At 72.7% G+C, this 8,802-nt stretch carries 7 protein-coding genes; 5 read left to right on the forward strand and 2 right to left on the reverse strand.

Going from position 1 to position 8,802, the window contains the following annotated elements; all coding sequences use genetic code 11:
- Positions 1-79 precede the first annotated feature (79 nt).
- Positions 80-925: a siderophore-interacting protein gene (locus G3I53_RS14080; RefSeq protein WP_164333683.1), complete on the reverse strand. Its 846-nt coding sequence runs from the start codon at positions 923-925 to the stop codon at positions 80-82.
- A gap of 147 nt (positions 926-1,072) precedes the next feature.
- Complete coding sequence (locus G3I53_RS14085) at positions 1,073-2,002, reverse strand: 5'-3' exonuclease (RefSeq protein WP_239063877.1); 930 nt, start codon at positions 2,000-2,002, stop codon at positions 1,073-1,075.
- Between the two features lie 234 nt (positions 2,003-2,236).
- Between G3I53_RS14085 and G3I53_RS14090 the strand changes: the two genes are divergently transcribed.
- The 5 genes from G3I53_RS14090 (at position 2,237) to G3I53_RS14110 (ending at position 8,713) form a co-directional block, all read left to right on the forward strand.
- Positions 2,237-3,325: a betaine/proline/choline family ABC transporter ATP-binding protein gene (locus G3I53_RS14090; protein WP_164333681.1), complete on the forward strand. Its 1,089-nt coding sequence runs from the start codon at positions 2,237-2,239 to the stop codon at positions 3,323-3,325.
- On the forward strand, positions 3,318-5,942 hold the full coding sequence (locus G3I53_RS14095; RefSeq protein ID WP_164333680.1) for an ABC transporter permease/substrate binding protein: 2,625 nt from the start codon (positions 3,318-3,320) through the stop codon (positions 5,940-5,942). The genes G3I53_RS14090 and G3I53_RS14095 overlap by 8 nt, the downstream gene beginning before the upstream one ends.
- Positions 5,943-6,375: 433 nt before the next feature.
- Positions 6,376-6,945 carry an XRE family transcriptional regulator gene (locus tag G3I53_RS14100; RefSeq protein WP_164333679.1) on the forward strand — a complete coding sequence of 190 codons (570 nt, stop codon included), beginning with the start codon at positions 6,376-6,378 and terminating at the stop codon, positions 6,943-6,945.
- The gene (locus tag G3I53_RS14105) at positions 6,942-7,670 is read left to right on the forward strand and encodes a helical backbone metal receptor (RefSeq protein WP_164333678.1); all 729 of its coding nucleotides are present in this window, start codon (positions 6,942-6,944) and stop codon (positions 7,668-7,670) included. The genes G3I53_RS14100 and G3I53_RS14105 overlap by 4 nt, the downstream gene beginning before the upstream one ends.
- Positions 7,671-7,771: 101 nt before the next feature.
- Positions 7,772-8,713: a LysR family transcriptional regulator gene (locus G3I53_RS14110; RefSeq protein WP_164334152.1), complete on the forward strand. Its 942-nt coding sequence runs from the start codon at positions 7,772-7,774 to the stop codon at positions 8,711-8,713.
- The last annotated feature ends 89 nt before the right edge of the window (positions 8,714-8,802 follow it).

The following is an 8,802-nucleotide window of genomic DNA, read 5'->3' on the forward strand; positions in this document are numbered from 1 at the left end:
CCCTCGCCACGCCGCCCGGTGCCGCCGCGGCGGTGGGTCTTCACCCGACCGGCGCCCACGGCGGAGGCCGGCCGGGCGGTCAGGCGGACGCCGGGGTCCGCTCCTGCTCCGCCTCGATGCGGGCGTTCCACTCCGGCTTCGACGCCTGCCAGCCGTCCTCGTTGTGACCGCGGCGCCAGTACCCGGAGATCGACAGGTCCTCGCGCGCGATGCCGCGGTCCACCCGCAGCAGGCGGCGCAGTTCCTTCACGAAGTGCGCCTCGCCGTGCACGAAGGCGTGCACCCGCCCGGCGGGGAACTCCAGGCCGCGCACGGCCTCCACGAGGGCCTCGCCGACGGGACGGTCCCCGCGGTGCAGCCAGACGACCTCGACGTCGGAGTCGATCTTCTGTTCCTCCTGCGGCCCCGCGATCTCCACGAAGGCGTGGGCCCGCGCCCCGCGCGGCAGCGCCTCCAGGGCGCGCGCGATGGCCGGGAGGGCGCTCTCGTCACCGGCCAGCAGATGCCAGTCGGCCTCCGGGTCGGGCGCGTAGGCGCCGCCCGGTCCCACGAAGTGCACCGTCTCGCCCGGCCGGGCGCGCAGCGCCCACGGGCCGGCCAGCCCCTGGTCGCCGTGGACGACGAAGTCCAGGGTCAGCTCGCGCAGCTCCGGGTCCCAGTGGCGCACCGTGTACGTCCGGGTCACCGGCCACTGCTCGCGCGGGAACTCCGCCCGGATCCGCTCCATGTCGAAGGGCTCCGGGTAGGTCACGCCGGCGGCGGGGAACAGCACCTTCACGTAATGGTCGGTGCAGGTGTCCGCGGCGAAGCCGGTGAGACCGTCGCCGCCCAGGACCACGCGCTGCATGCCCGGCGTGAGGCGCTCCGTGCGGACGACCCGGGCGGAGTGCGTCCTGCGCTGCCGACGTACCGGTCGCTCTGCCATGGAGGCCTCCCTGCCATTGGTTAGGTTTACCTAAGTTAGCACCTTCCGCCGGGGAAGACCTCCCTCTTCCGGGCAGCGCGGCCGGTCGTGGTGTGCTTCGCGCGCGCGGCACCGCCCCGCGCCAAGCGCCCCGTCCGGCCGCCGCCGTCAGCGCGTGAGCGTCGTCAGCAGCCGCTCCAGCGACCCGCCCAGGCCCCAGCGGTCCGCCAGCGTCCGGAGGCCCTCGGGGTCGCGCGGGGCGCGCGGCACCTCGGTGCCGACGTCCGGGAGGGGCACGTCGTCCGCCACCCGGACGACCTTCGGAGCGACCGCCAGATAGGGCCGCGCCTCGTCCAGACGCGTCCGCTGCGACGGCGTGAGCTTCGCCTTCCGGTCGTCCACGGCCGCCAGGATCCCGGCCAGGTCGCCGAACTCCGCGAGCAGCTTGGCGGCCGTCTTCTCCCCGATGCCCGGCACGCCCGGCAGGCCGTCGCTCGGGTCGCCGCGCAGCAGCGCCAGATCCGCGTACCCCCGCCCGTCCACGCCATACTTCTCGCGCAGCGCGGCCTCGTCGGTGATCTGCAGGGTGCCGACGCCCTTGACCGGGTACAGCACCCGCACGCCGCGCGCGTCGTCCACCAGCTGGTAGAGGTCGCGGTCCCCGGTGACGATGTCGACCGGGCCGCGGGCCCGCGCGGTGAACGTGCCGATGACGTCGTCCGCCTCGTAGCCGGCGACCCCCACCCGCGCGATGCCGACCGCGTCCAGCACCTCCTCGATCACCGGCACCTGCGGGGAGAGGGTGTCGGGCACCTCCTCCTCGTCCGGTCCCGTCTCGTGTTCCTCGGCGACGCGGTGCGCCTTGTAGGAGGGGATGAGGTCCACCCGCCACTGCGGACGCCAGTCGGCGTCCATGCAGGCCACGAGATGGTCCGGCCGGTGGTCCCGGATCAGGCGGTCGATGAAGTCGAGCAGCCCGCGCACGGCGTTCACCGGCGTGCCGTCCGGGGCCCGGACGGACTCCGGGACGCCGAAGTAGGCGCGGAAGTACAGGGAGGCGGTGTCGAGGAGCATCAGTCGTCCGGTCACGGACCGCATCATGCCGCACCCCGCCGACAGTGCCCCGGCGACGCGGACGGGCACGCCGCCCAGCGTGCAACACGTTGCGCAGGACGCGTCCTCTGTGAGGCGTGCCACGAAAGTGTTTCGCCTCGGCGAAACCGGGGAGGCGCGGGCCCGGAGCGATGCCGGTTGCAGGTTCAACTGTTTCGGAGCGTTGAGCCTGTTCCGCGTGTCGCTCCCTTCCATTGCCGTCGAGAGCAAGAGGTACGCGTGTCATCCAGGCTAGAGGCCGAGCACCTGTACAAGGTGTTCGGCAGACGACCGGACCAGGCGGTCGAGAGACTGCGCCAGCAGAAGACCGACCGGGAGGAGCTGCGCTCCGAGGGCGTCACCGCCGCCGTGGTCGACGCCTCCTTCACCGTGGAGCCCGGCGAGATCTTCGTCGTCATGGGTCTGTCCGGCTCCGGGAAGTCCACCCTGCTGCGGATGCTCAACGGCCTGCTCGAGCCGACCGCCGGCCAGGTGCGCTTCGACGGACAGGACCTGACGGGCCTGTCCGACCGCGAGCTGCGCCAGGTGCGCGCCAGGAAGATCAGCATGGTCTTCCAGCACTTCGCGCTCTTCCCGCACCGCAGCGTCCGTGAGAACGCCGCGTACGGTCTGGAAGTGCAGGGCGTGCCCCGCGCCGAGCGCGAACGCCGCGCCGACGAGGCGCTCGCCCTGTGTGGCCTGGCCGGCTGGGAGAAGTCCTGGCCCGACGAGCTGTCCGGCGGCATGCAGCAGCGTGTCGGTCTGGCCCGTGCCCTGGCCACCGACGCCGACCTGCTGCTGATGGACGAGTCGTTCAGCGCCCTCGACCCGCTGATCCGCCGCGACATGCAGGACCAGCTGATCGAGCTGCAGAAGAAGCTGAAGAAGACGATCGTCTTCATCACCCACGACCTCAACGAGGCCATGCGCCTGGGCGACCGCATCGCCGTCATGCGGGACGGCCGGATCGTGCAGATCGGCACCGCGCAGGACATCCTGATCCGCCCGGCCAACGACTACGTGGCCTCCTTCACCCAGGACGTCGACCGCTCCCGGGTGCTCACCGCCGGTGCGGTGATGGAGCGCGAGACGCGCGGCGACGAGGCCGACTGCGGCTGCGAGACCGCCACGGTCCAGACCCCGTTCAACGAGCTGTGCGCGATCAGCGCCCGCGTCCCCCACTCGGTGGCCGTCCTCGACGGCGACCGCGAACTCGTCGGCATCGTGCCCCGCCAGCGCCTCATCGGCTTCCTCGGCGACGAGGCGGCCGACCCCGGGGTCTGCGACACCCCGCGCAAGGGCGGCGAGAAGGTGATGGCCCGTGCCTAGGATCCCGCTCGGCGACTGGGTCAACAGCACCGTCGACTGGCTCCTCGCCAACGTCACCTGGCTGTTCGACTTCTTCAAGGCCGTCTTCACCGGCGCCTACGACGGTGTCAACGCCGTCCTGCAGGCACCGCACCCGCTGATCCTCTGCGGCATCTTCGCGGTGATCGCGTTCTGGCTGCGCGGCACCTTCGCCGGTGTCCTCACCTTCTTCGGGTTCGCCTTCCTCGACTCCATGGAGTTGTGGGAGGACTCGATGGTGACGCTGGCCCTGGTCATCGTCGCCACCGTGATCGCCCTGGTCATCGCGGTGCCCGTGGGCATCTGGGCGGCCCGCTCGGACCGCGTCAGCGCCGTGGTGCGGCCGGTCCTGGACTTCATGCAGACGCTGCCCGCGATGATCTACCTCATCCCGGCGATCCTGTTCTTCGGGACGGGCCCGGCGCCCGGCATCGTCGCCACCCTGATCTTCGCGCTCGCCCCCGGTGTGCGCATGACCGAGCTGGGCATCCGGCAGGTCGACAAGGAGCTGGTGGAGGCCGCCGAGGCGTTCGGCACCTCGCCGCGCAACACCCTGCTGCGGGTCCAGCTCCCGCTGGCCCTGCCCACCGTGATGGCGGGCGTCAACCAGGTCATCATGCTGGGCCTGTCCATGGCCGCCATCGCGGGCATGGTCGGCACCGGCGGCCTGGGCGGCGCGGTCATCGAGGCCATCGGCCAGCTCAACATCGGCCTGGGCGCCGAGTCGGGTCTCGCCATCGTCATCCTGGCGATCTACCTGGACCGCATGACCAGCGCCCTGGGGACGCAGGTCTCCCCGCTCGGCCGCCGCGCCGCGGCGCGCACCCGGGCGGCCCAGGGCCTGCGGATCTGGTCCTACCGGCCCCGTCCGCAGGTCGCGGTCGTCGGAGTCGTCGTCCTCGCCCTGGTGGCGGGCGGCATGAGCATCTTCGGCGGCAACGGCGGCGGCACCGCCCCGGCCGCGGACGCCAAGAACGTCGGCGACGGCAAGAAGATCAGCATCGGCTACATCCCCTGGGACGAGGGCGTCGCGTCCACGTTCCTGTGGAAGGAGATCCTGGAGCAGCGCGGCTTCGAGGTCGAGGCCAAGCAGTTCGAGGCGGGCCCGCTGTACACGTCGCTCGCCCAGGGCACCATGGACTTCCAGACCGACGCCTGGCTGCCGACCACGCACGACCCGTACTGGAAGAAGTACGGCGACCGCATGGACGACCTGGGCTCCTGGTATGAGGAGACCTCGCTGGAGCTGTCCGTCCCCGCCTACATGGACGACATCGACTCCCTCGAGGACCTCAAGGGCAAGGCCGGCACCTTCGGCGGCAAGATCACCGGCATCGAGTCCAGCGCCGGCATGATGGGCCTGCTCAAGGACAAGGTCCTCAAGGAATACGGCCTCGACAAGGAGTACAAGGTCGTCGACAGCTCCACGCCGGCGATGCTGGCCGAGCTCAAGCGCGCCTACAGCAAGAAGGAGCCCGTCCTCGTCACCCTGTGGTCGCCGCACTGGGCCTACAGCGACTACGACCTGAAGAAGCTGGAGGACCCCAAGGGCAGCTGGGGCAAGGGCGACGGCGTGCACACGGTGTCCCGCAAGGGCTTCGCCGACGACCACCCGGTGGTCGGGCAGTGGCTGCGCGACTTCTCCATGTCGGAGGAGGAGCTCACCAGCCTGGAGGCCGAGATCAACAAGGCGGGCAAGGGCCGGCAGCAGGACGCCGTCCGCACCTGGCTGAAGGCCAACCCCGGCATCGTCGACAAGCTGGCCCCGGTCGGCTCGGGCTCCGGCTCCGGCGACACCCCGGCCGAGGCGAAGCGCGCCCTGGACGTGGCGTGGTTCCCCTGGGAGGAGGACGTCGCCATCACCTACCTGTGGAAGAACGTCCTCGAACGGCGCGGCTACAAGCTGAACCTCAAGCAGATGGACGTCGGCCCGGTCTACACCGGCCTCGCCTCCGGGGACCTCGACCTCAACTTCGACGCCTGGCTGCCGCACTCGCAGAAGAACTTCTACGAGCCGAACAAGGACAAGCTCACCGACCTGGGGACGTGGTACGAACCGGTCTCCCTGGAGCTCTCCGTGCCGTCCTACGTCAAGGACGTGAAGTCGCTCGCCGACCTCAAGGGCAAGTCGGACCTGTTCAACGGCCGGATCGTCGGCATCGAGCCGGGCACCGGCCAGATGGACATCCTCAAGAACAAGGTCCTGCCCGCCTACGGCCTCGACAAGGAGTACAAGGTCGTCGACGGCTCCTCGCCGGCGATGCTGGCCGAGCTCAAGCGGTCCTACGCCAAGAAGAAGCCCGTCGCCGTCACGCTCTGGTCGCCGCACTGGTCCTACAGCGAGTACGAGCTGACCAAGCTGGAGGACCCGAAGCGGGCCTGGGGCGCGAGCAACACCATCCACACCATCGCGAGCAAGAAGTTCCCCGAGCAGTACCCGCAGCTCACGAAGTGGATCAAGGGCTTCACGATGAGTGAGGACGAGCTCGGCACGCTGGAGAAGGAGATCAAGGACCGCGGTCAGGGCAAGGAGGAGGCGGCCGTCGCCGCCTGGCTCGAGGACCACCCGGACATCGTGGGGCGGATGACCCCCGGCTGACCGGACACCGGCCGCACCCCGAGGGGCGGGGCCCGGACCGCGACCTGACGGCGCGGCCGGGCCCGCCCCTCGGGCCGTTCCGGGGGCCCCGTCCGGGGCCCGGGGGAGGCGCCCCGCGCCCCGGCGGGTGCACGGAAAGGATCCGGACAACCACGGACCGCAAGGCCCTCCCCGGACCTCCCCGTGACCTTCCGCCGCGGACAGGGAAGAATGGCGGGAACACCCCCGTCGCACCCGCACGGGGAAGCTGGCGGACCGCCGATCCGCTGGCGTGAACTGTCAGGTCGGGCCCGGCCGGGCGTGACGGCGACGTGACAGGCGCATGAATCGGTTTGCCGAACATGCGTAGGGTGCAGACACCTCAGCAGACGGGGTGCGCCGCAACCACCGGCGCACCGGGCACGGGACGACGGCGAAGGAGGGAGCCGGAGCGATGGGCGACCACAAAGAACAGCCCCTGCGGGTGGGCGCCGCCGTACGCCGGCGACGCCGCGCCCTGGACCTGACCCTCGCCGTCGTGGCCGAACGCAGCGGCCTGTCCGTCCCGTTCCTCAGCCAGATCGAGAACGAGCGGGCGCGCCCCAGCCAGAGCTCCCTGGAGAAGGTCGCCGACGCCCTGCGCACCACGGCGGTGGAACTCCTCGCCGCCGCCGACCCCGCGTGCAGCGTCGACGTCGTGCGCGCCGAGGACACCGATACGCCGTCGGCGCCGCGGGCCCGGTCCCTGGTCCGGGGCCACCACCAGATGCACGCCTCCGAATTCACCGGCGACCACGACGCCGGACGCGAATTCCAGTTCCGCAACGACCAGTTGATGTACGTGGCGGACGGTGCCGTGGAGATCGAGGCGGAGGGCCGCGCCTACCGCCTGGGCCGCGGCGACACCCTGTACCTGACCGGAGGCGTCCGGCACCGCTGGCGGGCCACCGTCGCGGAGACGCGGCTCGTCGTCGTCGCCGTGGCCGAGCACATCGAGGCCGTCCACGACAGGCCGCGCCGGTGAGCGCCCCGCGGGTCGTCTCCCTCGTGCCGTCCCTCACGGAGGCGGTGGCGCTCTCCGCGCCGGGAGCCCTGGTGGGGGCCACCGACTGGTGCTCGCACCCGGCCGGCCTGGACGTGGAGCGGATCGGCGGCACCAAGAACCCCAAGGTGGACCGCATCGTCGGCCTCGCACCGGACCTGGTCGTCGCCAACGAGGAGGAGAACCGGGAACCCGACCTGGCCGCCCTGCGCGCCGCGGGACTGACGGTCCTGGTCACCGAGGTGCGGACCCTTCCGCAGGCCTTCGGCGAACTGGACCGGGTGCTCACGGCCTGCGGGCTGACCACCCGCCCGCGCTGGCTGGACGAAGCGGAGGCGGCCTGGGCCGCCGTGCCCCCGCCCGAGCGGCGCCGCACGGCCGTGGTGCCGATCTGGCGCCGTCCCTGGATGGTCCTCGGCCGGGACACCTTCGCGGGCGACCTGCTGTCCCGCCTGGGCTACGACCACGTCCACGCCGGTCACCCCGAGCGGTACCCGCGCGTCCCGCTCGACGAGCTGCGTGCCGTGGCCCCGGACATCGTCGTGCTGCCCGACGAGCCATACCGCTTCTCCGCCGAGGACGGCCCCGACGCCTTCCCCGGCCTGCCCTGCGCCCCGGTCAGCGGGCGGCACCTCACCTGGTACGGCCCGTCCCTCGCGGAGGCGCCCGCCCTCCTCACCGCGGCCCTGCGGGCGCCGCTGCGCTAGACCGGGCGACGGCGGACGCGGGGAGCACGCCTGGGCCCGGCCCTGCGCCGCGTGGGGCGACCGCCCGGAGGGGGTCCGCGGGCGCGGCATAAGCTGGGCTTATGAGCCCGACGGACGACGACCACCCCACCGGCCACTCCGCGCACGCCCCGGGGTCCCTCGCCCACCGGGTGCCGGACCTGGGGGCGTTGCAGCTGCTGCTGGCGGTGGCCCGGCTGGGCAGCCTCGGCGGGGCGGCCCGCGAACTGGGCATCACCCAGCCCGCGGCCAGCAGCCGCATCCGCTCCATGGAACGGCAGCTCGGCGTCGCCCTGGTGGACCGCTCACCGCGCGGGTCCCGGCTCACGGACGCCGGTGCCCTCGTCACCGACTGGGCGCGGCGCATCGTGGAGGCGGCCGAGGCGTTCGACGCGGGGGCACAGGCGCTGCGCGACCGCCGCGACTCCCGCCTGCGCGTCGCGGCGAGCATGACCATCGCCGAGTACCTGCTGCCGGGCTGGCTGCTGGCGCTGCGCGCGGAACGGCCGGACACCGCGGTGTCGTTGCTCGCGGGGAACTCCACGGCTGTCGCCGCGCTCCTGCTGTCGGGGGAGGCGGACGTGGGGTTCGTCGAGGGGCTCACGGTGCCGTCCGGGCTGGACTCCGCGGTCGTCGCGCACGACCGGCTGATCGTGGTGACGGCCCCCTCCCACCCCTGGGCCCGGCGGCGGAGCCCGCTGGCCGCGGCGGAACTCGCGGCGACCGCCCTCATCCTCCGCGAGGAGGGATCCGGCACCCGGCAGGTCCTGGAGGCCGCGCTGGGCGGGCTGGCCCGCCCGCTGATCGAACTGTCCTCCACGACGGCGGTGAAGGCCGCCGCGGTGAGCGGCGCGGGACCCGCGGTGCTGAGCGAACTGGCCGTGGGGGACGAGCTGGCACTGCGCCGGCTGATCCGCGTCCCGGTGAACGGCATCGCGCTGGCCCGCGACCTCCGCGCCGTCTGGCCCACCGGCCACCGCCCCACCGGCCCCGCCCGCGACCTGCTCTCCCTGACCCGGGTCTGAGGGGCCCGTCCGAGGCGGTGGCGCAGGCTCCGGCGGCCGGGGGCGTCGTCGCCGACGGCCCCCGGCCCCTCCCCCCCCCCGGGCGCCGT

Origin of the sequence: Streptomyces sp. SID14436 (assembly GCF_010548465.1) — a bacterium.
Lineage (GTDB): Bacteria > Actinomycetota > Actinomycetes > Streptomycetales > Streptomycetaceae > Streptomyces.

Coding starts and splice junctions, on each gene's coding strand:
- G3I53_RS14080 (WP_164333683.1), bottom strand. CDS start 925: ATGGCAGAGCGACCGGTACGTCGGCAGCGCAGGACGCACTCCGCCCGG.
- G3I53_RS14085 (WP_239063877.1), bottom strand. CDS start 2,002: ATGCGGTCCGTGACCGGACGACTGATGCTCCTCGACACCGCCTCCCTG.
- G3I53_RS14100 (WP_164333679.1), top strand. CDS start 6,376: ATGGGCGACCACAAAGAACAGCCCCTGCGGGTGGGCGCCGCCGTACGC.
- G3I53_RS14110 (WP_164334152.1), top strand. CDS start 7,772: ATGAGCCCGACGGACGACGACCACCCCACCGGCCACTCCGCGCACGCC.